This window comes from Neobacillus sp. NPDC058068, assembly GCF_042885335.1.
GTDB lineage: Bacteria > Bacillota > Bacilli > Bacillales > Cytobacillaceae > Neobacillus.
Genome location: NZ_JBHVSI010000014.1, coordinates 1 through 25973 on the forward strand (window position 1 = coordinate 1; position 25973 = coordinate 25973).

Annotated in this window: 22 protein-coding genes and 7 tRNA genes; 8 read left to right on the forward strand and 21 right to left on the reverse strand. The window is 40.8% G+C overall.

What is annotated here, in order from left to right; translation table 11 throughout:
- Positions 1-16 precede the first annotated feature (16 nt).
- The 8 genes from ACFVSW_RS16845 to ACFVSW_RS16880 all read right to left on the reverse strand — a co-directional run bounded on the left by ACFVSW_RS16845 (position 17) and on the right by ACFVSW_RS16880 (position 1380).
- A tRNA-Arg gene (locus tag ACFVSW_RS16845) sits at positions 17-93 on the reverse strand.
- A gap of 59 nt (positions 94-152) precedes the next feature.
- Positions 153-239, reverse strand: a tRNA-Leu gene (locus tag ACFVSW_RS16850).
- A 62-nt stretch (positions 240-301) separates the two neighbouring features.
- Positions 302-386: transfer RNA gene (locus ACFVSW_RS16855), tRNA-Leu, on the reverse strand.
- Positions 387-415: 29 nt separating this feature from the next.
- Positions 416-490, reverse strand: a tRNA-Gln gene (locus ACFVSW_RS16860).
- Positions 491-546: 56 nt separating this feature from the next.
- Positions 547-618 (reverse strand) — tRNA-Glu (locus tag ACFVSW_RS16865).
- Positions 619-628: 10 nt separating this feature from the next.
- Positions 629-719, reverse strand: a tRNA-Ser gene (locus ACFVSW_RS16870).
- 4 nt (positions 720-723) lie between these two features.
- Positions 724-798, reverse strand: a tRNA-Asn gene (locus ACFVSW_RS16875).
- 108 nt (positions 799-906) lie between these two features.
- Positions 907-1380 (reverse strand): SprT family protein, encoded by a 474-nt coding sequence (locus ACFVSW_RS16880; protein ID WP_387317820.1) that lies wholly within the window; start codon positions 1378-1380, stop codon positions 907-909.
- Positions 1381-1475: 95 nt separating this feature from the next.
- Between ACFVSW_RS16880 and cmpA the strand changes: the two genes are divergently transcribed.
- Entirely contained in the window at positions 1476-1589 is a 114-nt protein-coding gene (gene cmpA, locus ACFVSW_RS16885) for a cortex morphogenetic protein CmpA (RefSeq protein ID WP_007083554.1), read from the forward strand.
- A 17-nt stretch (positions 1590-1606) separates the two neighbouring features.
- On the opposite strand, the gene ACFVSW_RS16890 is transcribed toward cmpA, so the two are convergent.
- The 6 genes from ACFVSW_RS16890 to acpS all read right to left on the reverse strand — a co-directional run bounded on the left by ACFVSW_RS16890 (position 1607) and on the right by acpS (position 7842).
- Positions 1607-3790: a Tex family protein gene (locus ACFVSW_RS16890; protein ID WP_387317821.1), complete on the reverse strand. Its 2184-nt coding sequence runs from the start codon at positions 3788-3790 to the stop codon at positions 1607-1609.
- 169 nt (positions 3791-3959) lie between these two features.
- Positions 3960-4310, reverse strand: a complete 351-nt coding sequence (ndoA, locus tag ACFVSW_RS16895; protein WP_007083556.1) for a type II toxin-antitoxin system endoribonuclease NdoA — start codon at positions 4308-4310, stop codon at positions 3960-3962.
- 4 nt (positions 4311-4314) lie between these two features.
- A complete protein-coding gene (locus ACFVSW_RS16900; RefSeq protein WP_024030950.1) occupies positions 4315-4596 on the reverse strand; it encodes a CopG family ribbon-helix-helix protein in 282 nt (93 codons plus the stop codon).
- Positions 4597-4863: 267 nt separating this feature from the next.
- Positions 4864-6027: an alanine racemase gene (gene alr, locus ACFVSW_RS16905; RefSeq protein ID WP_387317822.1), complete on the reverse strand. Its 1164-nt coding sequence runs from the start codon at positions 6025-6027 to the stop codon at positions 4864-4866.
- Between the two features lie 299 nt (positions 6028-6326).
- Complete coding sequence (locus ACFVSW_RS16910) at positions 6327-7340, reverse strand: LolA family protein (protein ID WP_387317823.1); 1014 nt, start codon at positions 7338-7340, stop codon at positions 6327-6329.
- Positions 7341-7494: 154 nt separating this feature from the next.
- Positions 7495-7842: a holo-ACP synthase gene (gene acpS, locus ACFVSW_RS16915; protein WP_387317824.1), complete on the reverse strand. Its 348-nt coding sequence runs from the start codon at positions 7840-7842 to the stop codon at positions 7495-7497.
- A gap of 91 nt (positions 7843-7933) precedes the next feature.
- Here acpS and ACFVSW_RS16920 point away from each other — a divergent pair, with 91 nt between their 5' ends.
- The 4 genes from ACFVSW_RS16920 (at position 7934) to ACFVSW_RS16935 (ending at position 12958) form a co-directional block, all read left to right on the forward strand.
- Positions 7934-8662 (forward strand): rhomboid family intramembrane serine protease, encoded by a 729-nt coding sequence (locus ACFVSW_RS16920; protein WP_387317825.1) that lies wholly within the window; start codon positions 7934-7936, stop codon positions 8660-8662.
- 246 nt (positions 8663-8908) lie between these two features.
- The gene (locus tag ACFVSW_RS16925) at positions 8909-10453 is read left to right on the forward strand and encodes a spore germination protein (RefSeq protein WP_387317826.1); all 1545 of its coding nucleotides are present in this window, start codon (positions 8909-8911) and stop codon (positions 10451-10453) included.
- Positions 10454-11614 carry a Ger(x)C family spore germination protein gene (locus ACFVSW_RS16930; protein WP_387317827.1) on the forward strand — a complete coding sequence of 387 codons (1161 nt, stop codon included), beginning with the start codon at positions 10454-10456 and terminating at the stop codon, positions 11612-11614.
- 228 nt (positions 11615-11842) lie between these two features.
- A complete protein-coding gene (locus ACFVSW_RS16935) occupies positions 11843-12958 on the forward strand; it encodes a GerAB/ArcD/ProY family transporter (protein WP_387317828.1) in 1116 nt (371 codons plus the stop codon).
- A 34-nt stretch (positions 12959-12992) separates the two neighbouring features.
- Here the strand turns inward: ACFVSW_RS16935 and cshA are convergent, their stop codons facing one another.
- From cshA to ACFVSW_RS16960, 5 genes are all read right to left on the reverse strand, one after another.
- Positions 12993-14474, reverse strand: coding sequence for a degradosome RNA helicase CshA (gene cshA, locus ACFVSW_RS16940; protein ID WP_387317829.1), 1482 nt, complete (start codon positions 14472-14474; stop codon positions 12993-12995).
- A 231-nt stretch (positions 14475-14705) separates the two neighbouring features.
- Positions 14706-15395 carry an alpha/beta hydrolase gene (locus ACFVSW_RS16945; protein ID WP_387317951.1) on the reverse strand — a complete coding sequence of 230 codons (690 nt, stop codon included), beginning with the start codon at positions 15393-15395 and terminating at the stop codon, positions 14706-14708.
- Between the two features lie 34 nt (positions 15396-15429).
- Entirely contained in the window at positions 15430-16809 is a 1380-nt protein-coding gene (locus ACFVSW_RS16950) for a UDP-N-acetylmuramoyl-tripeptide--D-alanyl-D-alanine ligase (RefSeq protein ID WP_387317830.1), read from the reverse strand.
- A 155-nt stretch (positions 16810-16964) separates the two neighbouring features.
- Complete coding sequence (locus tag ACFVSW_RS16955) at positions 16965-18044, reverse strand: D-alanine--D-alanine ligase (protein WP_387317831.1); 1080 nt, start codon at positions 18042-18044, stop codon at positions 16965-16967.
- Between the two features lie 145 nt (positions 18045-18189).
- Positions 18190-18966, reverse strand: coding sequence for a hypothetical protein (locus ACFVSW_RS16960; RefSeq protein ID WP_387317832.1), 777 nt, complete (start codon positions 18964-18966; stop codon positions 18190-18192).
- Positions 18967-19466: 500 nt separating this feature from the next.
- Here ACFVSW_RS16960 and mgtE point away from each other — a divergent pair, with 500 nt between their 5' ends.
- Positions 19467-20825 carry a magnesium transporter gene (gene mgtE / locus ACFVSW_RS16965; protein ID WP_387317833.1) on the forward strand — a complete coding sequence of 453 codons (1359 nt, stop codon included), beginning with the start codon at positions 19467-19469 and terminating at the stop codon, positions 20823-20825.
- 154 nt (positions 20826-20979) lie between these two features.
- Positions 20980-22167, forward strand: a complete 1188-nt coding sequence (locus tag ACFVSW_RS16970; RefSeq protein WP_387317834.1) for an FtsW/RodA/SpoVE family cell cycle protein — start codon at positions 20980-20982, stop codon at positions 22165-22167.
- Between the two features lie 183 nt (positions 22168-22350).
- Here the strand turns inward: ACFVSW_RS16970 and ACFVSW_RS16975 are convergent, their stop codons facing one another.
- Positions 22351-23871, reverse strand: a complete 1521-nt coding sequence (locus tag ACFVSW_RS16975; RefSeq protein WP_387317835.1) for an RNA-guided endonuclease InsQ/TnpB family protein — start codon at positions 23869-23871, stop codon at positions 22351-22353.
- A 187-nt stretch (positions 23872-24058) separates the two neighbouring features.
- Here ACFVSW_RS16975 and uptA point away from each other — a divergent pair, with 187 nt between their 5' ends.
- Entirely contained in the window at positions 24059-24652 is a 594-nt protein-coding gene (uptA, locus tag ACFVSW_RS16980; protein ID WP_387317836.1) for an undecaprenyl phosphate transporter UptA, read from the forward strand.
- Between the two features lie 56 nt (positions 24653-24708).
- On the opposite strand, the gene ACFVSW_RS16985 is transcribed toward uptA, so the two are convergent.
- Entirely contained in the window at positions 24709-25887 is a 1179-nt protein-coding gene (locus tag ACFVSW_RS16985; protein ID WP_387317837.1) for a NupC/NupG family nucleoside CNT transporter, read from the reverse strand.
- Positions 25888-25973: the final 86 nt, after the last annotated feature.

The following is a 25973-nucleotide window of genomic DNA, read 5'->3' on the forward strand; positions in this document are numbered from 1 at the left end:
CTACTTCCCGTTTATATGGCGCGCCCGGAAGAAGTCGAATCCACAACCTTCTGATCCGTAGTCAGACGCTCTATCCAATTGAGCTACGGGCGCATCTCTTAAAGCAACTTTTAAAGTATAGCATCTTCATTTTCTGATGTCAACACTTTTTTTGGTGCGGCCGAGAGGACTTGAACCTCCACGGGTTATTCACCCACTAGGCCCTCAACCTAGCGCGTCTGCCATTCCGCCACGACCGCATGATAATTAGCGACAAAGACAATCATAACACATTAACCACATTAACACAAGAGGAAATGTTTGGTGCGGGTGAAGGGAGTCGAACCCCCACGCCTTGCGGCGCCAGATCCTAAGTCTGGTGCGTCTGCCAATTCCGCCACACCCGCGTAATAAAGCTTATGAATAAAAAAAGTAATGGCTGGGCTAGCTGGATTTGAACCAACGCATGTCGCAGTCAAAGTGCGATGCCTTACCGCTTGGCTATAGCCCAATGTTGATAAAGTTTAAGAAACAGGAAATGAATTCAATGTCATTCCCCGCTCCTGATGACCCCTACGGGATTCGAACCCGTGTTACCGCCGTGAAAGGGCGGTGTCTTAACCGCTTGACCAAGGGGCCGATAATATTATGGCGGAGAAGGAGGGATTTGAACCCTCGCGCCGGTTACCCGACCTACACCCTTAGCAGGGGCGCCTCTTCAGCCTCTTGAGTACTTCCCCATAATGGCTCCGCAGGTAGGACTCGAACCTACGACCGATCGGTTAACAGCCGATAGCTCTACCACTGAGCTACTGCGGAATAATTAAAAACAATAAGGCAAATGCCCTATCGACTCTTTACATTATAATGACGATACAAGCTAAAGTCAATATGATTTTTCAATAAGATTTTTGCCAATTTCTTACGTCATTCCAAGGTTACTTCTTTTATTTTCTTTAATTTGCCTTTGCATTTTCCACAAACATATCTGTTAGTATCAATACTTCTTTTCCTTCTATATGAAAGCTGGCATTTTGTACATTGATATAAAAGGATTTTCTTTACTGCACGCTTTACCTCGCGACTAGAAAGCTGTGTGCAAAATCGAGGTGCCCCTGTTTTTTTTAATAAATCCTTAAATTCCTGATCCTTATGCTGATAGCCCTTCCCTTCAAGATGAAGATGGTAATGGCAGAGCTCGTGTTTGATGATGCCGATTAACTCCTTTTCACCCAGTTCATCTAAATATTTTTTATTAATTTCTATATTGTGTGAGCTAAGAAGATATCTCCCGCCTGTTGACCTTAATCTCGGATTGAACGATGCTTGATGGTTAAATCGTTTACCAAATGACTCAACCGATATTTTTTCGACCAATAATTGAAGTTCTGCCTGTTCCATTTTACTCCCCACACTTTCCGAGCGAACGTGACAACCTATTATAGCATATCATTATATATACTTTATTTACGATGAACTTTTCGGGAGGTTTCCCTATGCCAACTTGGTTGCAAAACCAAATGAAAAGAGCTTTCTATGAGAAGGACCGCTACCAGATTAAGCTGTTAAACCAATGCTGGTTTTTTTACAGAAAAAAACACTGCTCCTAGAAGCAGTGTTTTTAACATTAATTTGAAGGAGATAACATGGTTAAAGCGACGCGCCCTTTTTTCATGTCAACCGAGTCAACCCAAACTGTTACTACATCTCCTACGGAGACAATATCCAGTGGATGTTTCACAAATCGATTGCTGAGCTTAGAGATATGAACAAGTCCATCCTGTTTCACACCAATATCAACAAACGCACCGAAATCAACGACATTTCGAACGGTCCCTTGCAGCTCCATTCCCGTTTTCAGATCTTCTAACTTCAAGACGTCCTTTTTCAAAAGCGGTCTAGGTAAATCATCACGCGGATCACGTTCCGGTCTTACTAAGGCATCAATAATATCCTTTAAGGTTAATTCACCGATCGCAAGTTCTTCAGAAACAGATTTCAAATCAAGGCCGCTTAGTGCCTTTTTCAACTCTTCCGAACCCAAATCATCCGTTGTAAAACCTAGGCTGGCTAATAGCTTCTTCACTTCATCGTAATTTTCTGGATGGATTCCTGTCCGGTCAAGCGGCTGCTTTCCATCTAATACTCGCAAGAAGCCAATCGCCTGTTCATAGGTTTTCGCACCAAGGCGCGGCACTTTCTTTAGTTGAACCCTGCTCGTGAATTTTCCTTCCTCTTCGCGTTTTTTAACAATATTGTTGGCAGCCGTTTTGTTCAACCCAGCAACATATTGTAAAAGCGAGGATGAGGCGGTATTTACATTTACCCCGACACGGTTAACCGCTGTTTCAACGACAAAATGCAAGGAGCCAGAAAGTCGCTTTTGAGAGACATCATGCTGATATTGACCGACACCCACTGATTTCGGATCTATTTTCACCAGTTCGGCTAATGGATCCTGTAAGCGCCTCGCAATCGAAACAGCACTTCTCTCTTCGACCTGGAAGTTCGGAAACTCTTCTCTGGCAAGGTCAGAGGCAGAATAAACGCTGGCCCCTGCTTCATTAACAATCAAATAGAAAATTTCTTCCTGCATTTCTTTTAAAATATCGGCAACAAACTGTTCAGTTTCCCTTGATGCCGTCCCGTTGCCAATCGCGGCCATTTCTACCTTATACTCGCGCAAGATTTGAATAAACTTTTCGCGCGCTTCTTTTGTTTTCGAGACCGGTGGATGCGGATAGATGACATCTATTTTCAACACCTTGCCCGTTTCATCAACGACAGCCAATTTACAGCCTGTCCGGTAGGCTGGGTCGACGCCGATGACCACCTTTCCTTTTAACGGCGGCTGCAGAAGTAAATTCCTTAGGTTTTCAGAGAAGATATGGATGGCCTGCTCTTCACCTTTTTCGGTTAATTCACTGCGAATTTCCCGTTCAATCGATGGCTGGATTAATCGTTTGTAACTGTCTTCAATTGCCTCTAACACGCTTGGAGCTGAAGGAGAGTGCTGAATCTTGATCCACTTTCTTGATAGATAGGTCATTATTACATCTGCATTCATTTTAATCGCTACTCTTAGAATATCTTCCTTTTCACCGCGATTTAAGGCAAGAATTCGATGGGGAACGATTTTGTTAACCGGTTCTTCGTACTCATAGTACATTTCATAGACATTTTTTTCGTCCTTTTCCGCATCCTTTACCACAGAAATAACAGCACCAGATTTAAATGTCTCTTTCCGAATCCACTTGCGGCTCTCTGCATCATCAGAAACCCATTCAGCGATGATGTCCTTGGCACCGGCAATTGCATCATCAACAGCAACAACTTCTTCGGTTAAAAATTCCTTTGCTTTTTCAGTGACGCTTTCCCTTGAAAAAGTCATTAGCCATTCAGCAAAAGGTTCGAGTCCTTTTTCCTTAGCAACGGTAGCCTTTGTCCGTCTCTTTTGTTTATATGGTCGGTATAAATCCTCCACCTCTTGAAGCTTTTCCGCCTTCGTAACGGCTCGGCTAAGTTCTTCTGTCAGTTTCCCTTGCTCCTCTATAATCCGAAGAACTTCTTCTTTTCTTTGTTCAAGATTTTGTATGTATTGCCACCGTTCCAGTATGTTTCGGATTTGCACCTCATCAAGGGCACCCGTCATTTCTTTTCGGTAACGCGCTATAAAAGGAACCGTATTGCCTTCATTTAATAACGAAATAACACTTTTCACTTGTTTATAAGAGATTGCTTGCTCCGCAGCTATCTTACCTAAAAGCTGTTCATCCTTTACAACTGTATCATTCACAAAACAGTCCTCCATCCTTTTTTCCTTATTGTAACAGAACCACTGGACCATTTCATTTATGGGCGCTCTGCCCCTTTTCCACGCAAAAAGAAAAGCAAGCTGTTTTAGCTTGCTGGGCAGAATGAGAGTATGAGGTCAAGATATGTACGAAAACACGCTCTTCCAAAAAAGAGCGTGTGTTTAACTAAAATTCGATGAGTCCCAGGCTTACTTGCAAGGCTTCATCCACTTTCTCCATCATTTCGTCATCGAGATGGGTGATTTTGTCGGTTAACCGCTGCTTATCAATTGTACGAATTTGCTCTAACAGAATGACCGAATCTCGCTCAAATCCGTAGCGCTTCGCATCAATTTCTACATGAGTAGGAAGCTTCGCTTTTTGAATTTGAGCTGTAATCGCTGCAACAATCACTGTGGGACTAAACCGATTCCCGATGTCGTTTTGGATGACAAGTACAGGTCGGACGCCGCCTTGTTCAGAACCAACAACTGGGGATAGGTCCGCGAAATAAACGTCACCACGCTTGACAATCAAAGGTTTACCCTCCGCTTACAAGACGTTCAACTGTGTGTTCTGCCTCATATTCTGCTTGGAATGCTTCTGATGCAATTCTAAGATTGATCTTTGCCATTTCCATGTAGCCACGTCTCATTGACTCGCGAATTTGTCTCTTTTTTCGTTCGCGTAAATACATTTTTGTTGCTTGGTAGATAAACTCACTGCGGTTTACATTCTCTTGCTTAGCAAAACCATCTAATTCAGTTAAAAGATGTTGCGGTAACTTCACTAAGATTTCCGTAGTTGCGCCGGATTCAGACACAAACATACACCTCCACCATCACTACACACCAATTTTTTATCTAACAAGAACTACATTTTAAAACGCATAAATACAACGCCTTATGAAGCAATCTTAAGAGATGCGCCATTCGACGAGTTATAGCTGTACCATATTTTATAATAACACTAATCATGCCTACTGCATAGACTAAATATAATCTACTGTATTATAAGCCAATAAAAGGTGCTTTTATGCACAAATTACCGCAATATCATAAATATGTTGGATATTTCTTATTTACGACCATTAATTGTTGAGAAGCGCATTTTTTAAATCGACAATTTGCCCGCCCCGTTTATAAAGACGCGGAATGCGATTAGCAATGATACACGGCACTTCATAATTGATGGTTTCTAATTTAGCAGCAATTTCGTTAACCGACAGGAATTGATTCTTTTGACCGCCAATTAACGTAACCGTCGTGCCAACAGGAACATAATACGGAAGACGAATCATACATTGATCCATGCAGATTCTGCCGACAATCGGCGAACGCTTGCCGTCCACTAGCACATCTTGGCCGCTAAGCTTACGGATCCACCCGTCTGCGTAGCCAATCGGGATTGTGCCAATCCACTCTTCCCCCGCACTTTCATAAGTTGCACCGTAGCTGACCTTTTCTCCCTTTTCCAGCTTTTTCACATGAACAAGCCTTGATCGTAATGAAAAGGCTTCTTTTAATGAAAAGGGGATTTCTTTTTCCATTTCAATGGATGGCGTCAACCCATACATCGCAATTCCAATTCGAACCGCATTGAAATAGGCACCAGGAAAGCGAATAGCTGCTGCACTGTTGCTCGAGTGCACAAGCTTAGGACGCTCTGCTAAAATGCTTATCATCTTTTCAAATACCGACAATTGCTGTTGAAAATAGGTCATATCCAGTTCATCAGCCGTCGCAAAATGGGTATAAATCCCTTCTAGATGGAACCGTTCATTCTTAACAATGATTTGCTCAATTTCTCTTAACTCCACGGGTGTCCGAACTCCAAGTCGACCCATCCCTGTATCTACTTTGATATGCAATGAAATTCTTTCATCCATTTTTATATGATTTAATGCCTCTTCCAGCCATTCCTTCTGAAAAACAGTAAGGGTTATCGCAAATTTAGCTGCCACATGCACATCTTCAGGCCGTGTAGCACCTAAGACTAGAATGGGCGCTTTGATTCCTTTATTCCTTAGTGCAATGGCCTCATCCATAAAAGCAACTGCCAAATAATTTGCCCCTGCTTCTAGTGCTGTTTTTGCCACTTGGGCATCCCCGTGCCCATAAGCATTCGCTTTAACCACTGCGATAATATTTACTTGTCTAGGCAGGTGTTTTCTTACGGAGATGACATTTTCAGCGATACAATCTAAATCGACCTCTGCCCATGTATCCCGATAGAAATATCCTAACTCATCCATACTTCCACTTCCTACTGACTAAAATTAAAACATTCTTCATTTTATCATATTATGAAAAAAACTGCTTTTTGTTGGACCAGGTAAAAATTAGAACCTCTAGCAGAACAAAAAGCGCAAGCGCCCTGGTCAGCGGCGTATGGCCTGGAGCGCTCCAACTGAGATAAAGGAAACACGAAGAGCCGGAGGCGATTCGATGTTGACTTATCGTAGGGCGGAGCGTGAAGGACACTAGCCGCTAGGGCGCTGGAGCTAGATTCAAAAAAAACAGGCCCTTAAAAGAGCCTGCTGTATAAGATATTTTATTTTACTGAATCGCCTTGAACAGATTCTGCGACCTCAATCAGTTCTTCCTTGGTTAGGTTATTCGATGCAATCATGTAATCCACACCGCCATCGGACCAAGAAATAGATTGGTCAGAAACGGCTCCAATCGTAACTCCTAAGTCAACAATATCTCCTTCTAGATAGGTTGGAGTGGCTAATACCGTTTTCGCTGTTACTTTTTCCTGGATAAGTGTAAACGACTTTTTACCATCATAGGTGAGGATAACCCGCTTCCCATCTTCAATCTTTACTTCCTTTTCACCAATTAATTTTGTACCTTTAAGCTCAAAAGTTGGATATTTAACAGTAAACGCATTATCTTTAGCATCCGCCATTGCAGGCAGCCCAACCTGCGCACGCGTCATGTTCTTCTTCATATCGAAATCGTCCTTTTTAAAGCTCGCTTTAAACTTAACCTTAGAAAATTCAACCGTCACAAGAGCATTCCGGTCGGGGTCCATTACTTTTACGACAGCAGGTGATAAATCATTTTTATTTAGCTTAATCTCTTGGAATGGCAGCATACTATTATTTTGATAACGGGTTTTTGTTTCAAATATATAATAATCTTTTGTGGTCGAGAATTTAGCATCTTTATCCATAACAATATCTTTTATCAATGATTCATACAGGTAAGCTTGACTGCTGTTTTGCGGCCAATCGCTTTGGAAACGGAAACTTTTATTCAGTGCCGGAGTTAGGACAAATACGCCTTGATTATTTCGTAAAATCATTTGACTCTGATCTTTTTCAGCATTTTTCAAATTGACGCGATAGAAGGTAGGATCTTTATGCCAAATTTCTACGTTATAACTCTGTGAATCAGTACCCATTTTCAACGTCATTTTTGCATTCACCTTGTAGCTTGTTAAGTCCTCCTGTTTACTCTTTAGCTCTTTCACCACATCACCTTGTGATTTAGAGCCACAGGCAGCTAGTATAAATACGACCATCAGCCCTGTAATGAGCAGCAAAATCTTTTTCCTCATTCCTTCAACCCCTTCTTGTCTCATTTCTTATGATTAAAAGAAGAGAAAGGCAGGGAAGGACCATAGCTGACCTTGTCTCTCCTATTTCCCTATGAATATATGAGACAACCTAGGGGAATATGCGAAAAAGGTTTCTACGCTTTTTATATTTATTTTACTCCTCAATAACAACCTGGGCGACCGCATAGTCTCTGCTGTGCGAGATGGACAAATGGGCTTGAACCTCAGGCTTTGCAAAAAAAGGCTTTCCGAAACTGTTCGTTTCGATTTCAATATCTAAAAAGGAAAGTTCCTTCCCAATCCCGGTGCCAGCTGCCTTGGAAAAGGCCTCCTTTGCAGAAAATCTTCCTGCTAAAAACTCTACCTGTCTGCGGGAGGACAACCCTTCAAACTTAACTTTTTCCTTTGGTGTTAAGATGCGGTCAACAAATTTCATTTGTGTGCTAATGATTTCCTGAATCCTCGAAAGTTCAATAATATCAATTCCAATACCTTTTATCATCGTTCATCTTCCTTCTATTTATTATCCTAACAGCATAATAGTGTACAAGACGGAAATTAAGGCTATTATGGTTAGTGAGAGGAGGTTTATTATGTTTACCAGAACCGAAAGTTTTCGCGAATTCATTCGCTTTTATCCAGTTGTTTCTATTATAATCGCCATTCATTTAGTCTTATACTTGCTAACAGCTTTACCCTTCTTCCCAAACTATTGGTTCTTCGAAAACCTTTCAGGGGTAAACCTTTATATTATGGAAGGGGAATATTGGCGGCTGATTACCCCGACCTTTATGCATAGCGGCTTTGCCCACGTGCTGTTTAATAGTTTCTCGCTTGTTTTATTCGGTCCGGCACTTGAACGCATTCTTGGCCGCGGCAGGTTTATATTCGTTTATCTTCTATCCGGCTTGATCGCCAATGTTGCTACACTGTTACTCGAACCGTTAACCTATATCCACGTCGGTTCTAGCGGTGCGATATTTGGACTATTTGGCTATTATATTGCGATTATCATGTTTCGCAAACATTGGCTATCGAAGCAAAACTCACAAATTATCCTTACTCTTTGTGTCATCAGTTTGATTATGACCTTTTTACAGCCAAAAATAAATATTACCGCCCATCTATTTGGCTTACTTGGCGGCTTTTTACTTGGGGCGATTCCTTATTTCAACAAAAAGGACTTTGCTGACTCACTTAAAGGCACGACAAACTGGGTCAGCAGCAGAAGGAAAGGTGCTGCCGCGCAATCTCCCGTGAAAATGCTGATTTGGGCCGTGATCATAATCATCGCCATCATCGGATTTTTAGCGCAAAAATAACAGATCCTTTTCTGCCCCAATTTTGTCCTCATGAACCTCCATGAGGACAGGTAAACTCCTATTCGCCCTTACATTTATCCTCATGAAGACTTCCTTAGGGGGAGGTTTCTTTTTTTGGTTCAATATACATGCATCCCCCCCTAACTCCAATTATTTTTAGTATACATCGAATAATATTTACCCCCAAAAAGTATTTTAAAAAGAAAATGGGCATTCTAACAAAAAGTTCGCGGCGGGGTGAATTTAATGCCAATTTTCTCGAAAAATAAACGCAAAGCCGTCCAAAACAGCGCCCATGAGCAGCTGTTTTTGGGCGAGGATTATGACATTCGCATGAAGTGGTTTAATGCCACCTTTCAGAACAGTGATGATATCACCTATCACGAATTAACAGCCAATCAAACCCGCTGTGGAATCGTATTTTTACAGTGTATGGTCGACCAACAATTATTTGACGACCAAGTATTAAAGTATATTGTATCACCGAATTTCGCTTCATCTCGAAAGGATTTATTACATAAGATTCTAGATCTGCAATCGATAAGTACGATGTGCACTAGCATTGTTACCGATATTCAGGAAGCAGCCGATTCAGTCCTTGATGGAAAAATCATCATTTTTTTCGAAGGTGACAGCCGCATGCTTGTGATTCCGCTTACAAGCTTTGAAAAAAGAGCGGTAAGTGAAACGGTCAATGAAAATGTAATCAGAGGGCCAAGAGAAGCGTTTGTGGAGGATATCCATACAAATATCACGATGATTCGCCGAAAAATTAAATCTCCTGACTTAAAAATGGAACAGTTAGTCATTGGAAGGTACACAAAGACTAAAGTAATAATCGGCTATATCAAAGGGCTTTGTAAAGAAGAGTTAATCACTGATATCAAACAACGGATTAACCAGATTGAGATTGATGGCGTATTGGAGAGCAGCTATATAGAGGAGTGTATCGAGCAATTCCCATTATCACCCTTTCCTCAAACCCAAAAGACGGAGCGCCCAGATGTTGCCGCTGCCGCCTTATTAGAAGGAAGAGCCGTTATCTTTATGGACGGGACCCCGATACCCCTGATGGTCCCGGTGACAATGTATATGTTCCTCCAATCTGCTGAGGATTACTATCAACGATTTTTCCTTTCTAGCTTTATTCGGTTGCTTCGTTATATCTATTTACTCGTTTCATTGCTTTTCCCTTCATTTTATATTGCGATTACCACCTTTCACCCAGAAATGATTCCAACCACCTTATTAATTAGTGTGGCGGCATCAAGAGACAACGTCCCCTTTCCTGGTTTAGTGGAAGCATTTATTATGGAGATGGCATTTGAAGGGCTGAGGGAAGCAGGAATCCGAACACCAAAAGCAATCGGGCAGGCCATTGGGGTCCTTGGGGCGTTGGTGATTGGCCAGGCAGCCGTACAGGCAGGAATTGTGTCCGCTCCAATGGTGATTATCGTTTCGCTTACAGGAATTGCATCATTCATTATTCCAGGATATGATTTTGCGTTTACAATCCGATTACTACGCTTCCCTATCATGATATTAGCTGGATCATTCGGTATATTTGGTTTGATGATTGGCTGCATTCTTATCTATATTCACGTCGTAAACCTGCATTCTTTTGGTATACCCTATCTATCTGCAACGGCGCCATTACGTCCGAAGGATTTAAAGGATGTATTTATTCGTGCACCATGGTGGTTAATGAAACGCCGGCCTTCGTTTGTCGCAAGCTCTAACTCCAATCGATTAACAATCAAAAAATCAATACCTGAGGATGATGAGGATTAAATGAAAGCGCTAAAGTGGGCAATGATAATGAGCACCTTATTATTAACAGGCTGCTGGTCCAGAGTCGAGATCAATGACTGTGCTTTTGTTACGGCTATGTATGTGGACAAAGCCGCTAATGGTCAAATGGAATTAACGCTAGCGTTTCCGCTCCCAAATCGACTTGTTCCAGGCACGGCGGGCGGTTCTGCAGCACCTGGAAATCCATATTCACAAGTCTCTAAAACGGGAAGAACAATTACAGAAGCCTATCAAAAAATGCAAATAGATTTACCGCGAAGAATTAGTTGGGGGCATACTAGAATCATTGTCGTTAGTGAAGAAATGGCAAAGGAAGGAATAGGTCATATTTTAGAATTTATTGCGCGTGATCCGAAATTAAACATTAATAACGCCGTATTGGTTGCACCGGGAAAAGCAAAAGATATTGAATATCTTGTTCCGGCATTCGAACGCTTCCCAAGTGAGATTATCCGGGAATTCACCCAAGAAAAGGTCACTTTATATACGACCCCAAAGGACTTTCTCGAAACAGAAAATGGCGATATGATTGTTGGCTACTTAACTAAGGAGAAGGAAAAAATTGTAAGCGAACAAGGAAAGGAGGCCATGTTTGTAGGTACAGACGGAATGGCTTTGTTTCATGGTTATAAAATGGTCGGTAAGATTGGCCTGAAGGAAGGGCGCGGGGCTTTATGGCTGCGAAATTCGATAAAAAACTCCTCAGTTTCCATTACATCGCCAACAGATAAAAAGCTCATTAGTTTATTAATCTTAAGGTCAAAGACGAAGATTCGCCCATCCCAAAAAGAGCCGTTCACATTTGACGTTTATGTCACCGCAGAAGATGATATTTCCGAGTCTTATTCCAACATCGATTTGACAAATGCGAAAAACATTTATCAGCTCGAGAAAATTGCTGAAAAGGAAATTAAGGACAGAATCAACGAGGCCATTAAGGCCTCTAAAGAAATGAAAGCAGATGTTTTCCAATTCGGCGCATACTTATCCTGGTATAAGCCTAAAATATGGAAAGCCATTAAAGAAGATTGGCCAACTGTTTATCATGAAAAGGTGAAGTTAAATATTCATGTAGATTTACACATTAAACGGCCTGGTGCTGAAAATAATCCAATTTGGATAAAGGAAATTAATTCATGATCATGATTATTATTCTCTTCTTTCTATTTACATTTGGTTACGAGTGGGCATACCTAAAGAGGAAAAATCGCAAAAGGAGAACGTTCTGGATTGTCTTTTGCATTATGGGGGTGTCTTTTTCTTACTGTATTGCGACAGTTGTTTTCAAAAACATGCCAAGTCCCAATACTTTGATTCAATTCCTATTTACCCCCATCCAACAGAAAATTTTAGGTAAGGTGGATTAACTTGAAAACTGCACAGATTTCACAGAATCAACTGTTACTTTTTTTAATTCTTTATTTTTATTCCACCTTGGTTGGATTTTCTGCGAGCCACTTAATCCACATATCCCAATATGATACGATACTAGTGCTTTGTATTAGCGGATTGGCAGCGGGGATTTATGCCTATTTTACGATCAAGCTTGCGAATCGAAGACCTAATGAATTTTTCTTTCATTACGGAAAGGAAATATTCCCTCAATGGATTCATATTCTTTTTATGGGATTCTATTCCCTTTCCTTTCTTCATACAAGCGCGTTTGTTCTAAGAGAATATGAAGATTTTATCGTGCAAACCTATCTTGGAGAAACACCTAACTGGGCTGTCGGCGGCATGCTTGGGATAGTGGTGGCGATAACCGCGAGATTAGGAATTCAAACTTTGTTTCGTACAGCGCAAGGCTTATTTTTCCTCACCCTCATTGCCGATATATCCAATACTATTTTCATTGGAAAGGAATTGAAATGGGACCGCTGGATGGCCTTTATTACGAATCATAGCGGACATGGAATATTTGCAGGAACTTATATGACCATTCCCTTTTTTGGCGAGGTCATTGTATTGGTGTTTATCTTTCCTTATTTAACACAAAAAAATAAAACCCTTAAATCTGTATCTTGGGCTATTGTGCTGGGATTACTATTAATCATTGTCAACTTCGTCTTTTTACTATTACTCTTTGGACCAAATTTAGCGAGCCACATTACCTACCCGATGTTAGAAATGGTTCGCTATATTCGTATCGCTGATTTCATTGAAAACTTAGATCCTTTTTTAATTTCGATTTGGTCGACCACCGTTTATTTAAAAATTTCTCTCTTATTCTTTCTTTCTGTTCAAATACTCGCTCAATTTTTCCGTTTGAAAGATCACCGCCCCCTGACTTTTTCACTGGCAGCAGTTATGGTCGCATTATCACTGCAAATGTCAGGTGGTTCAGCATCACTTACCAGCTTTTATACAAAATCATGGGCAACCTATTCCTATTTTATCGAAGGTGTCCCCATTCTTTATTTACTAATGGATACCTTAAAACGATTTATCAAGAAAAGGTCCGCCAAAAAGTATAAGGACATGTAAAAAAGCATGGACAAATTGTCCATGCTTTTCTTTATTAATGATTAAAAGTTCTAGGTTTCGATGATTTGCCGCCGGTTCTTTTTTCACCGCTTCTTGGCTTGTACGGTGCTTTTTTTCTGTTGCGATCTCCGCTGTATGACCCTCTAGAGTCATCTCTTCTGCGACGGTCACGGTCCTGCGGTTTTCTCTCTCTCTTTTGCGGAAGCTGTTCTTCTGTCAACTTAATCGGTGTCGTATCCGGTTCTTTTGTTAACATTTTCAACACAGCTGCGATAACTGTTGAAGCATCATTTTCTTCCAGCAATTCTTGAGCTGCTGCCTTATAATAGTGCAGGTTGTTTGATTCAATCGTTTGGACGATTTTTTCAACAACTGCCTTTTGTTGACCTTCTAGTGCTTCATCAAGCGTTGGAGCCTTCATTTTTTCCATCTTGCGTTTCGTTGTTCTTTCCACGACGGCAAGATAAGACTTTTCACGTGGTGTAATGAATGTTAAGGCTATACCTTTTTTACCAGCACGGCCCGTACGGCCGATACGGTGAACATAACTCTCTGGATCCTGTGGAATATCAAAGTTGTATACATGGGTAACCCCAGAAATATCGAGACCCCTTGCAGCGACGTCTGTTGCTACAAGAACATCGATTGTACCTTCTTTAAACTTACGAAGTACAGATAAGCGTTTGGCCTGGCTTAAATCGCCATGAATCCCTTCTGCCGTATATCCTCTTAACGTTAATGCTTCTGATAATTCATCAACACGGCGCTTTGTCCGGCCAAAAACAATCGCAAGCTCCGGTGATTGAATATCAAGCAGCCTTGTTAGCACATCAAATTTATTTCTTTCTTGCACTTCAAGGTAATATTGTTCAATCGAAGGCATGGTCAATTCTTTCGTTTTCACACGAACAATTTGCGGATCCTTCATGAACTTTTCTGCCATTCTTTGAATCGGCCCCGGCATGGTTGCTGAGAATAACAACGTCTGGCGTTCGGACGGTGTCGCAGCAAGAATCGATTCAATGTCTTCAATGAAGCCCATATTTAACATTTCATCTGCTTCATCAAGGATAACAGTAGTTACAGTATCAAGGCGCATCGTTTTTCTATTAATATGGTCAAGAACCCGACCAGGAGTTCCAACGATGATATGTGGGGCTTTTTTCAACGAACGGATTTGACGGCTGATATCCTGTCCGCCGTAAATCGGAAGGACACGAACTCTTTTTCCGGATCCGATTTTATAAAGCTCTTCCGATACTTGAATCGCTAATTCACGTGTTGGGGCAATGATAATCCCTTGAATGGCATCCTGTTTTACATCTACTTTTTCAACCAATGGAATCCCAAATGCAGCTGTTTTACCCGTTCCTGTTTGAGCTTGCCCGATCAAATCAATATTTTTCAAGCCCAATGGAATCGTTTCTGCCTGGATTGGTGTTGCTTCCTCAAAACCCATCTTGAGGACAGCATTTAAAGTGGCCTGACTTAGGCCCAGTTCTTCAAACTTTGTCAATGTTTTCATTCTCCTTCATCTATTTGAAAATATTTTTGCAAAAGTGCTGAATATATTTCAAGTTACGCATCAAAATGCGGTAATAGGTACTTCTTTATTTTACCAAAAAAAAGACACTCTCCGCAGGAGTATGCCCTTTTCAATCGTTCTTTAGACACGTTGATGGTTATTGTACCACAATTGCTGGCAGCTTGCAATAAATACAAGTTTAATCTTATCCTAAACCGGTATTTACCGCTCCATCAAAAAGTCTAACACTTGAGAAAATAGGGCAGTGTTCTCCTCACAGTGGCAAATAAGATGTTTGGATTGCTTAATAAACAATAGCTTTTTCTCCTTTGCACCTATGGTACGATATAAGTATTCAGCACTTTTGGGCGGCACAATCCCGTCGCACTCACCTTGTGCAATTAACGTCGGCACTTTCACCTGATTTAACAACGGCTTAATAAAAGTAACTAGTCTGCGGAATTGCAAGGTGGCCGCAAAGGGGGTTTCTGTTATTTTTCTTTTATAGTGCAGAAATAATTCATTATCACGCAAGTTTCCGTGCAGGGAATCTAAAAACGCCATTTTTATATCAGCAGCGAGCTGTTTTGGATTAATATAATATGCCGCGGCGCTAAGAAGAATCAGCTTTTTGACAGGATAATTAGCGGCTAGATAACTGGCAATAAGGCCGCCCATGGAAAAACCAATCACATACACTTCATCACAAATTTCACTAAGCTTGCCGAGTTCACCCCCAGCGTGATCAATCCACTCTTGGTAATGGATTCCCTTTAAAGAGCTAAGTTCCCCGTGTCCAGGCAGCGTAGGAACGCTAAAAACCCAATCAGTCCGTTCCTGTAAATAGCCGACAAGCGGCTCCACTTCATAAGGTGCACCCGTAAAGCCATGAATGCACAAACAGCCAATCATCCTTTGCTCCACCTGCCAATTACTCCCGATTTTTTTATTTGTTTTGCAGTGCCATTACGATTTCTTCTAATTTCATACCCCGTGAAGCTTTCACCAAAACTAATGTCGCTTCATCGACATACTGTTCTAACTTTTGAATCAGTTCTTCCTTGTTTGTATAAGCAAACACTCGTTGTTCTCCTAAAACCTTGCTTGCTCCTTTGGCAATGTCTTTTCCCAATGTCCCAAAAGTGAACAGATAATCAATTTTATCGGCATCTAAGCCTTCACCTATTTGAAAATGGTATTGTTCCTCTTGTGGTCCAAGCTCGAGCATGTCACCAAGCACAAGAATTTTTCGCTCATACCCCTGGATGTTGGCCACTAATTCGATTGCTGCCATCACGGAAGTCGGACTAGCGTTATAGGCATCATTGATAATCTTTTCCCCGCGCCGTCCCTCGACAAGCTCCATCCGCATATTTGTCAGCTGGATGCCTGCTAAACCCGCATTTATTTTTTCAAATGGAATTGAAAAATACTGTGCAATCTCCATGGATGCCAGTGCATTTAAAATATTGTGGGTTCCTAGAACAGGGAGCTCGAAGACAACTTCTGAACGGTTAATTTTGAAGCGATTCCCTTGTTCCATTTGCGTTATTTCTGTCGGGTAGATATGATTGGTTTCCTTTCTGCCAAAAGTTTGAACCCGGACATTGCCTTTAATTTGTTGAATCCGCTCCATTAGCAGCGGCTCATCACCATTTAGAACAGCCAGTCCACCATTTTGCAGTCCTTCTAAGATTTCAAGCTTTGCTTCCGCAATTCCTTCCCGTGAACCAAGATCAAGCAGATGGGACTCACCAATATTCGTGATGACGACGGCATCAGGACAGGCAAGTTTTGTCAAGAACTCAATTTCGCCCCTGCCGCTCATCCCCATCTCCAAGACAGCAATTTCTGTATCCTCGCTTAAACCCAAGACAGTTAACGGAAGTCCAATATGGTTATTATAATTCCCTTCCGTTTTTTGCACCTTGTATTGGATGGATAAAAGACTGGCAGTCATATCCTTCGTCGTTGTTTTCCCATTGCTTCCCGTAATCCCGACTACTTTAACAGGTAATTGTTTCCGATATTTCCGTGCAAGTTCCTGCAAGGCAACCAGGCAGTCATCAACCACGAGAATCGGCAAATCGGCCGGCGGGTTCGGAACATCCTTTTGCCAAAGGGCTGCGGCTGCACCCTTACGGATGGCTTCCTCGACATATTTATGACCGTCCGCATTCTCCCCTTTAAAAGGAACAAACAAGTTCCCTGTTGCTATTTTGCGGGAATCAATCGTAACCCCCTCAATCATAACATCAGCAAACGGACTGATATCATTTGCAGCGGAAACCATTTCCGCAATCTGCTTCAAAGAACGATTAATCATTTGATACCCTCCTTTTTTTAAAGTAAACTCGCCGATTGGCGCGCCCGTTAGGGCGGTTCATGAGGCGTAGTTGCACTTATGCCTGATAGGAAAGTTATACTTTCCTATCGGCAAATATAAACGGACACGGCAATCAACCGTGTCTCCGAATGTTTTTAAAAAGTATATTTTATCTGTTGCTTTTCTTCATGTCTTTCTTTGGCAAGATTGACGAGACGCTCAATTAATTGCGGGTACTCCAACCCGGTATGCTTCCACAAAAGCGGGAACATGCTAAATGGGGTAAAGCCCGGCATTGTATTCACCTCGTTGATTAACGCCTTTCCGTCCTTCGTTAAAAAGAAATCCGCACGAACGAGACCTGAGCAATCCAATGCTTTAAACGCTTGAATTGCCATTTCTTTTATCTGCTCGTATTCTTCCTCTTTAATGTCAGCAGGAATAATTAAGGCCGTATCGCCATCCTCATATTTGGCTTTATAGTCATAGAAATCCGTTTTCGGAACAATTTCACCTGGAACGGAGCATTCCGGATAGTCATTCCCTAGGATGCCAACCTCGATTTCACGAGCAACAACACCCTCTTCAATAATAACTTTACGGTCAAATTGAAATGCTTCCACGAAAGCCGTTTCTAGTTCAGCCCGATTCGTACATTTGCTAATACCAACACTCGAGCCAAGATTTGCCGGCTTCACAAAACAAGGAAAACCGAGCTCTGCCTCGACCTTAAAGTACGCCTCTTCTTTTGAGTGCTCCCATTCACTTTTGATAAAGGCAACGTAGTTTACTTGTGCGAGCCCGGCTTGCGCAAAGACATTTTTCATCATTACTTTATCCATTCCGGCGGCTGAAGCAAGCACCCCGTTCCCCACGTACGGCACGTTTAGTAATTCTAATAATCCTTGTACTGTCCCATCTTCCCCGTTTGGTCCGTGCAATAACGGGAAAATGACATCAAGCGGTGCTTCCACTTGTTTTTCTCCGTGGAATAGTGCTGGTGCCAAAGATAAAGGCGATAATTGATTGTCAGAAGAAAACTCAAGCGCATTAACATTTTCTACCGGCCCGCTAAGCTCTGGTCCTTTAATCCACCGGCCTTCAACATTTATGTAAATAGGATGAATTTCAAACTTTTCAAGATCCAATGCTCGAATTACAGCAAGGGCTGTCTGCAGTGACACTTTATGCTCGGCAGATTTTCCTCCGTATAATAAACCTAGTTTTGTTTTCATACCAAAACCTCCATATTCTCATTCACGTTATTATTTTAACACTTTATTAAATAAGAAAGGAAATGCAGCAATGTTTTTTCTATACAGTAATTTATGACATCCACTACTTGGTTAACTACAAAAAACCTCCCCAATAAGGGGAGATTTAAATGACAGTTAACTTCCATTCCTTTGTTTTTTTATCAAAGATAATTTTCGCATGGCAGGGTTTATTGGAGATTTGTTCGTATTCCTCGTACATATCATCCATATTCGCGAAATCGCCCATCACCCAAATGGGAATTTCAATTCGTGCGCGTTGATGGTCCGCGTCCCTTAGAGAAATGCAAATACCTTCTTTGATGAAGGGTGTTAACGACAGGAGAATTTCCTTATTCACTTGGGGATAATCACGTTTTTTCCTAATCCCAAGGATTGTTTTTTCCAGCTTTAGCTCCCCAAGCTTGCCGGCAATTACTCCACTTAGTAAATGGAAAAAATCCTTAAAGCTTCGGTAATAGATTTTATTTAACCAGCCATCATCTTGTGCCAAGTAAACAAAACGATTGCCCAATTTATTATAAAAAGGCAATTTTAAATGCTTCTTGTGATGCCCTAGAAACAGTAATTCAGCCATTTCTTGGTCAGAAAGTTCATTTAAAACTTCTTCCTCAAGAAAATCTATCCAGCAGAAATTTCCGTATCCATATACATCTTCTTGTGCTAATTTGTTAATTCTTTCTTCCGGACAATATTCGAGTTGGGTATGCATATTAAAATCAGCGTCATCAAAGCGATGCTTTAATAAAAGCAATTGATTTAATGAACCTGAAAAAGCAGCAGCAAATTCACCGAATTCGATACCGTAGGACAATACATACTGATCTGATTGATTTAAATGGACATAGATGAGATCCCGTATGTCTTGATGATGCTTTTTCAAAGCCAAACTCCTCCGATCAAACTTGGGTTAAATGATGATAAAAAGACAATTTCCAAGAAACTGCCAAATGGTTTTGTCAATACTTCCTCATTTTATCAAATAATAGGATAAATTGCTTATTTCAATTCTTTTACAAATAATATTTTTAGATTAACATCATGACTTTGCTCTTTCCAATCGTTAACAATGTCAAGAATTCGATTTTCTTCCTGTTATTACATATACTATCTTTAAGGTTCTATAAACTATTATTCGGATTTTTTTATTTTTTAAGCTTTGTTAAAAGTGAATGTTGATTTCCGTTCCAGGCGCTTCGCTTTCCGCGGGGCGGGCGGTGAGCCTCCTCGGCGCTAAAGCGCCTGCGGGGTCTCACCTGTCCCGCTGCTCCCGCAGGAGTCTCGCGCCTTCCACTCCAATCAACATTGTACTCACAATCAACAATGTGCTTTAACACAGCCTATTTTTATAAACCGCACCATGGGAAAGGAGCGCGTCCAAGCATGATCAAAGATATGACGCAAGATGAAATCACCCTATATATCATTAAAACGCTAAAAGAAAACAAAAAGGCAGAATTTGAAGCTGTAATTGAAGAGCTTCATCCCTATGATGTCGCCAAGATCTATCAGGACTTACCCGAGAAACATAAAGGGAGATTCTTATTATTTTTGAAATTTGACGTCCTTGCTGACCTGATGGAAGAGCTTGATAAGGAAGAACAGCTCGATTTATTAAACAAGCTCGGCATTGAAAAATCCAGTAAGGTCCTCGATTTAATGGATAATGATGACTTAGCGCTATTATTAAATGAGCTGTCTCCCGAAAAAAAGGATTCCCTTCTCTCGGGGATGAAGACAGAAGAGTCCAATGCCGTTAAAGGAATTATGAATTATCCACCGGAAACAGCGGGTAGAATCATGACCAACCGCTTTGTCTGGATTCGCGATTATTTCTCCGTTAGAGAAGCAGTCGATAAGTTTAAAGTCTTTGCTGAATTTGCTGAATCGATTAACTATTTATATGTTACTGATGAAGCGCGAAAGCTGGTTGGCGTTGTTTCTTATCGGGATTTATTGCTAGCGGAGCCGGAAGAAAAGATCCGCACGATTATGTATGAACGGGTTATTTCCGTTCCAGTAACGGCTGACCAAGAGGTTGTCGCACAAATGGCAGAACGGTATGATTTCTTAGCGATCCCCGTGGTTGATGCGGACAATGTCCTTGTCGGGATTGTCACGGTCGATGACATCATCGATATAGTAATCAAGGAAGCAAATGAAGATATTGAAAAGCTATCGGCATCAGGTAAATCGATTGACTTTGAAACGAAAACGCTCGTTGCTGCAGCCAGACGGCTTCCTTGGCTGATTTTACTATTATTCATTGGGCTTATTTCAGGAAGAATCATCTCCAGCTTTGAGGATACGCTCCAGCAGGTCGTTGCCCTCGCCTTTTTTATGCCGATGATTGCCGGAATGACCGGGAATACAGGTACACAATCGCTTGCGGTCGTTGTACGCGGGCTTATTTCGCACGATATTGATAAAGGTGTCGTTACCCGTTTAGTGATGCGGGAACTCGGCGTGGGAATAACCATCGGGGTGACATGTGCAATCCTAATTTCGATTATCGCTTATATTTGGCAGGGCAATCTGATATTAGGCGCTGTTGTTGGCTGTTCACTTTTCTTCACGCTCATTATCGGGACACTTGCTGGAACGATTATTCCGCTTATTCTTTACCGCCTCAAGATTGACCCGGCAGTGGCGTCTGGACCGCTGATTACCACCTTAAACGATATCTTTTCCTTGCTCACCTATTTCGGGATTGCAACGATGTTTTTAAAGCATTTAACGTAACCTATTTTTCGGCAAAATAAAGTTGAAACATTTACTGGTAAGAATCGTCATGTTCTATAGATGGCTGTAATATTTTCCCTGAATAGGCTATTGTGAGCAAACTCTTTATTTGCTAGGCTAGAAGGGAATGATCATAGAAAAATGGGTGTAGCTAATGGACAAACAAATGAAAAAAGCAGATCGCTTTGATTGGACGTTAACATTATTATTATTTCTTTTTTTCCTTGTTAGCTGTGCGGCCATTTATAGCGCCCAAGCCTCGGGACAGTATGGCGGGAAGAACTTTTTAGTCATGCAAATTTTTTGGTATTGTTTAGGGGCCGCTATTATATCCGTTGCCATCTTTATCGATGGCTATCAATATAAGCGGCTTTCTTGGTATTTATATGGTTTCGGTCTCATTTTACTTATTGCCGTTTATGCTGCCCCGGAATCAATCGCACCTATCAGAAACGGAGCGAAAAGCTGGTTTGTCATTAAAGGAATCGGGCAGATTCAGCCTTCGGAATTCGTCAAAACCTTTTTAATTTTAGCCCTAAGCCGTGTCATTACATCCCACCAAGAAAAGCATCTTGAAAAATCACTGAAGACTGATTTTCTTTTACTATTAAAATTAGGGATTACAACGGCTGTGCCGCTAGGATTAATCATGCTCCAGCCCGACCTTGGGACAGGGCTTGTCATTTTATCAATTTTAACAGGGCTTATCTTTATTTCCGGGATTTCGTGGAAAATCATTATCCCTATTTACAGTGCAGGTGCGTCGCTCGCTGCGCTTATTTTCTATCTTGTTTTAATTAAGCCTGAATTTCTTGTAAAATACCTCCACGTACAAACCTATCAATTTAACCGAATTTACGCCTGGCTTGACCCAGAGAATTATGCAACCGATTCAAGCTATCACTTGCTGAAATCAATGAGGGCTATTGGCTCAGGACTCATAACCGGCAAAGGTTTCGGCAATCGCGAGGTGTATATTCCGGAGGCTCATACCGACTTTATCTTCAGCGTTATTGGCGAAGAGTATGGCTTTGTCGGCGGCAGTATTGTAGTTGGGCTCTTCTTTCTGCTCATCTATCATTTAATCAAGACCTCATTGGACACCAAGGATCCGTTTAATACCTATGTTTGTACAGGCATAATTAGCGTGATCACCTTTCACGTCTTTCAAAATATCGGTATGACGATTCAAGTGCTGCCAATCACGGGGATACCACTGCCGTTTATCAGCTATGGCGGCAGCTCGCTGATGGGAAATATGTTTGCCATGGGTCTTATATACAGCATTCGTTACCATCATAAAACCTATTTGTTTTCTTCAGAAAATTCGTTAAGTCAATAGGCATGAGTAATGCGTTCCGCTGTTTTTCATTATTTAGGTATATTCGAAGGAAAGGCACCATATTTATTTCTTTATGAGACAAACTGTTATGAGTATCCCCATAGCTAAAGCTAGGGGTTTCGAAAGAATAGGCTTAAAAGCCGCATTGTCTTTACGTGGGCTACCACAGGTCCCGCTAATACATCAGGCCGAAACCTTCAGCTTTGCTTTTTTCTTCCGTTTTGCTTTTTTCTTACTTTTCACGATGATGATCTTCTTAGGAGATTGAAGGAAGTGTTTTCTATCAAGTCCTTCAAAGGCATCGCCAACATGTTTCCGAATAATATTGAACGCCCCATTTACGTCAGCGTGTATTTGAATGTTTGACCCTGTGATTTTATAAAAAGCTCTTTTCACTCGCTGTCCGCTAAAAGTTGTTTGGTGTTCTTCACCAAATGTCGGAATCGGATCCTTTGTTAAAAAACAAGACTTGGATGTGTAGCTTTCTTCGCGGGTAATGACCTGAATTCCTTTGCGTTCGGCTTTGTAACGAATCATGTCAATAAATGTCGTGTAGGGGATTTGGATGAAGGTTTGTTTTGTTGATTTTCTCATGTTTACGTCTAATTTCCACCCCGAATTTTTCCCGATAATGATGGTGTCGATTTCTCTTTCTATGGCAATAAACACTACTCTAGCACTTGCCTTGTGTAAGAAATCCATCACTCGATTGTTTCTTTTTCGGTCCAATGCAACCAAACGGTTCGTCGTAAATACGCCTTCTTTGGGACTCTTTCCGTTTCGAATGATACTCATGTAATTGGCTCGTAATTTATTATAGTATTGATTAATGGATTTTAACCATGTGCCCTTGATAAGCAGAGGTTTAAGCCCCGTGTTATCGACGATAGTTGCCAGGTTATCTACTCCTAAATCAATACCCATTACTTTTTTCGGCTCAAAAATAAATTGATTGTTTTGTTCTGCTGTTCTTACAATCGCCTTTTCTTGCAGTTCAGCTTTGAAAACGATTTCCACAACATAACGACCATAGGAAGGTACGATCTGAACCTGTTGCAGCTTTCCTTCTGAAAGGGCTACCTTTCCTAATTTCAGTTTAAGGCTGGTTCCAGGTAACTTGAGAACATTCCCTTCCTTGATTTCTGTGATTTGATTCGTTAAATAACACGTTGTTCTGTCTGTTTTTGATTTATATTTAGGAATCTTTGGTTTACCCGAAAAGCAGCTTGGATTGATTTTGTATTTTTTTGACGCTTCGAAATAACTCTTCCAATCATCAAATACTTTTTTCATCGTTTGTTGATTAGACTGTGAGGGCATGGAAGTGTAATCAATCTGCTTCATGACTTTAAATAAGGCCTCTACAAAACTATACCCAATGAATGATTGATCTTTGGTTGGCATTTTAAAGAGTTTTAGCTTCGGTTCCAGTTCTTTGCCCTTTTTATCTACTTTCTTAGGCTTTTCCATTTCCTTTTCATAGTGTTTCTGTCGAATTTCATTCATTATCGGTAAATGTGTTTCGATATCCATCAGAGCTTGTAGTTGATTTTCATTTTTCTTTTCTGCCTTCAGAGCTGTATATACCTGTCGAACGTAGTAATTCGTAATATTATACAAATTTTTCGCTTTGAAGCAGAGAGAATCACAATATTCGAATAGTTCATGTTCTGAATGGATTTGTATTTTATAGGCGCTATACATTCTTTTCACCTCCTCCAAAAGGAACCTATGTTCTTATTATGTCAAATAGATTGATAGAATACAAAGTATTTGCCCATTTCAAAAGATAAAAAAAGCAGCGTAAAAACCATACATGAAGTTAGGGGTTTTACGCTGCTTTATGATAAACTAGATAAAGTTATAAATAAAACATTAGCGAAGGTGAACCATGACAGAATTTATAAATAATATATTGGAATTCTTATCCCATTTAGGATATTTCGGTATTGCCATAGGATTAATGATTGAGATCATCCCAAGTGAAATTGTTTTAGGCTATGGCGGCTATATGATCTCGCAAGGACATTTGAATTTTGTCGGAGCAGTTATTGCCGGAACCATCGGCGGTACGATTGCCCAGCTTTTTTTATATTGGGCCGGATATTACGGCGGCAGACCTTTTTTGGAGAAATACGGAAAATACGTACTTATTAAAAAGAGTCATATTGACCTTGCGGAGCAATGGTTTACTAAATATGGCGCCGGAGTTATTTTCTCCGCACGTTTCATTCCCGTTGTAAGACACGCGATTTCGATTCCAGCAGGAATTGCAAAAATGTCAGCTAAAAGGTTTACTCTATACACGGTGGCAGCTGTTTTGCCGTGGACGATTATATTCCTTTATGTAGGGAAAGTCCTCGGTAGTAACTGGGGCGATATTAAAGATAAAGCACATCCTTATGTACTACCAACTATTATTGCGGCAGTTATATTAGGTGTCATTTATTTTATTATAAAGAAAACAAAGAAAACCACCGATTAAACGCGGTGGTTTTCTACTTTTGAAAATTTCCGTATGCCCCAGGCATCATAAGAAGATTATAGCATCAGGCCGGTGATAGCTGCTGTTAATAAGCTAACAAGTGTTGCTCCATAAAGTAATTTAAGACCAAACCTTGCAACAACGTTCCCTTTCTTCTCGTTTAAGCCCTTGACTGCCCCTGCAATAATCCCAATTGATGAGAAGTTTGCAAAGGAAACGAGGAATACTGAGACGATACCGATTGTTTTATTTGATAAAGAATGGCTGACTTTGCCTAAATCGATCATCGCGACAAACTCATTAGACAACAATTTGGTTGCCATGATTGTCCCAGCCTCCACTATATCGGATGCAGGCACGCCGACGATAAAGGCGAACGGTGCAAACAAATAGCCTAGCGCTACTTGGAAACTAATCCCGAAAATTCCAGCAAACACATGGTTAATAAAACTAATTAAGGCAACAAAACCTATTAGCATTGCTCCAACAATAATAGCCACTTTAAAACCATCTAATATATATTCACCAAGCATTTCAAAAAATGTTTGTTTTTCTTCTTGGATATCAAAAATATCTTCTTCCTCACTAACTACATACGGGTTAATGATATTGGCAATGATAAATCCGCCAAATAGGTTTAAAACCAGCGCCGTTATGACGTATTTCGCGTCAATCATTGTCATATAGGCCCCTAAAATCGAAGCTGAAACCGTTGACATTGCCGATGTACACAAGGTATACAGCCGATGCTGCGGCAGATGAGGAAGTAGTTTTTTTACTGAAATAAACACTTCTGATTGTCCAAAAACAGCCGAGGCGACGGCATTATAGGATTCTAACTTTCCCAGACCATTTATCTTGCTCAAGATTAAACCAAGATAACGTATGATGATTGGGAGCACCTTGATGTGCTGCGCGATCCCTATTAGTACGGAAATAAACACAATTGGCATTAGAACATTTAGGAAGAAAGGCATTTCCCCCTTATTGGCTATCCCGCCAAATACAAAATTAATTCCGTCAGCCGCATAAGTTAGAAGATATTCGAACAACCCCGATATCCCTTTAATGATTAAAAGACCAAATTCGGTATTTAGTAACACAAATGCCAGAATTAGCTGCAAAATGATCATCATGACGATCGGCTTAAACTTAATCCCTTTTTTATTGTAACTGACGATATAGGCGAGTAAAAAAATAATCGCTAACGCCGCTAAAAAAATAATAAATTTCAAATCTTTTTCTCCCTTTCCTGGTGTCAGATTAATTAAGTAATGAAGTGAGAAATTATCAAAATAATTCGACAAAAATCGACAGAACT

Excerpts from the sequence above, each read along its gene's own strand:
- ACFVSW_RS16880 (WP_387317820.1), bottom strand. The coding sequence starts at position 1,380 with ATGGAACAGGCAGAACTTCAATTATTGGTCGAAAAAATATCGGTTGAG.
- ACFVSW_RS16930 (WP_387317827.1), top strand. The coding sequence starts at position 10,454 with ATGAAAGCGCTAAAGTGGGCAATGATAATGAGCACCTTATTATTAACA.
- ACFVSW_RS16945 (WP_387317951.1), bottom strand. The coding sequence starts at position 15,395 with ATGATTGGCTGTTTGTGCATTCATGGCTTTACGGGTGCACCTTATGAA.
- ACFVSW_RS16970 (WP_387317834.1), top strand. The coding sequence starts at position 20,980 with ATGGACAAACAAATGAAAAAAGCAGATCGCTTTGATTGGACGTTAACA.
- cmpA (WP_007083554.1), top strand. The coding sequence starts at position 1,476 with ATGCCAACTTGGTTGCAAAACCAAATGAAAAGAGCTTTCTATGAGAAG.
- alr (WP_387317822.1), bottom strand. The coding sequence starts at position 6,027 with ATGGATGAGTTAGGATATTTCTATCGGGATACATGGGCAGAGGTCGAT.
- mgtE (WP_387317833.1), top strand. The coding sequence starts at position 19,467 with ATGATCAAAGATATGACGCAAGATGAAATCACCCTATATATCATTAAA.
- acpS (WP_387317824.1), bottom strand. The coding sequence starts at position 7,842 with ATGATAAAAGGTATTGGAATTGATATTATTGAACTTTCGAGGATTCAG.
- ACFVSW_RS16890 (WP_387317821.1), bottom strand. The coding sequence starts at position 3,790 with ATGGAGGACTGTTTTGTGAATGATACAGTTGTAAAGGATGAACAGCTT.
- ACFVSW_RS16975 (WP_387317835.1), bottom strand. The coding sequence starts at position 23,871 with ATGTATAGCGCCTATAAAATACAAATCCATTCAGAACATGAACTATTC.
- ACFVSW_RS16920 (WP_387317825.1), top strand. The coding sequence starts at position 7,934 with ATGTTTACCAGAACCGAAAGTTTTCGCGAATTCATTCGCTTTTATCCA.
- uptA (WP_387317836.1), top strand. The coding sequence starts at position 24,059 with ATGACAGAATTTATAAATAATATATTGGAATTCTTATCCCATTTAGGA.
- ACFVSW_RS16910 (WP_387317823.1), bottom strand. The coding sequence starts at position 7,340 with ATGAGGAAAAAGATTTTGCTGCTCATTACAGGGCTGATGGTCGTATTT.
- ACFVSW_RS16925 (WP_387317826.1), top strand. The coding sequence starts at position 8,909 with ATGCCAATTTTCTCGAAAAATAAACGCAAAGCCGTCCAAAACAGCGCC.
- ACFVSW_RS16950 (WP_387317830.1), bottom strand. The coding sequence starts at position 16,809 with ATGATTAATCGTTCTTTGAAGCAGATTGCGGAAATGGTTTCCGCTGCA.
- ACFVSW_RS16955 (WP_387317831.1), bottom strand. The coding sequence starts at position 18,044 with ATGAAAACAAAACTAGGTTTATTATACGGAGGAAAATCTGCCGAGCAT.